1 pseudogene is annotated in these 477 nt (G+C 77.4%); it reads left to right on the forward strand.

The features are described from left to right. Positions 1-477: pseudogene (locus G3I78_RS47965) on the forward strand (hypothetical protein); the annotation flags it as partial.

A 477-nucleotide genomic window follows, 5' to 3' on the forward strand; every position in this document is an offset into this window, starting at 1 on the left:
CGCCCGATTCGTCCCGTGCGTCGACCCTGCTCGACCGTCCCGCCGGCCCCCTCGACACCTCGTCCGACGAGGTGCCCGACGCGTCGTCGCGCCCGCTGCCGGAGCCGCTCGCGGACGCGTCGTCCCGGGCCGCGGGCCAGGTCCTCGTCGCGGTGTCGTGGCTGGTCGGGGCGGCGCTCGTGGTGCTGGTCGCGCGACTCCTGCGTGGGCCGAGCGAGGCGCTGTACCTCGCGATCACGGCGCGGACCGCCGATCTCCCGGGGTCGGGGCTCGTCGCGGAGGGCGGGGTCCTCGTGCTCCTCGGGCTGTGCGCGCTCGTCGCGTGGCGGTCGCGTCGTGCGGGTGCGTCCGCCGTCGCGACGACGCTCGTCGCCGGGGTGGGCGCCGTCGTCGCCTACGCGGCGAGCGAGGCCGTGAAGTCGCTCGTCCGCCAGCCGCGAGGGTGCTGGGAGCTCGTGGAGGTCGCGCACTGTCCGG

Origin of the sequence: Streptomyces sp. SID13726, from assembly GCF_010548375.1 — a bacterium.
Taxonomy (GTDB): domain Bacteria; phylum Actinomycetota; class Actinomycetes; order Streptomycetales; family Streptomycetaceae; genus Streptomyces.